The 409-nt window shown below is 67.0% G+C and carries 1 protein-coding gene; it reads right to left on the bottom strand.

The genetic code is table 11. The features are described from left to right. Nucleotides 1–409, bottom strand: a 409-nt coding sequence (locus QME84_11660; protein ID MDI6874920.1) for an EF-Tu/IF-2/RF-3 family GTPase, incomplete at both ends; no start/stop codon positions are given.

Genomic DNA, 409 nt, shown 5'->3' with positions numbered 1-409 from the left:
CTCCCGTGACGTCCGTGGTGCGGAAGTAGAACTGGGGGCGGTAGCCGGAGAAGAAGGGGGTATGCCTCCCTCCCTCCTCCTTGGAGAGGACGTAGACCTGAGCCCGGAAGGCCACGTGGGGGGTGATGGTGCCGGGGGCGGCCACCACCTGGCCGCGCTCCACATCCTTCTTCCCGATGCCCCGGAGCAGCAGGCCCACGTTATCCCCGGCCTGACCCTCGTCGAGGATCTTGCGGAACATCTCCACCCCGGTGACCACCGTCTTCTGGGTGGGGCGGATGCCCACAATCTCCACCTCGTCCCCGACGTGAATCCTGCCCCGCTCGATCCTCCCGGTGACCACCGTGCCCCTCCCGGTGATGGAGAAGACGTCCTCGATGGCCAGAAGGAAGGGCTTGTCCACGTCCCG

This window comes from Actinomycetota bacterium (assembly GCA_030019255.1).
Lineage (GTDB): Bacteria > Actinomycetota > Geothermincolia > Geothermincolales > RBG-13-55-18 > Solincola_A.
This window is presented reverse-complemented; position numbering and strand designations above follow the sequence as displayed.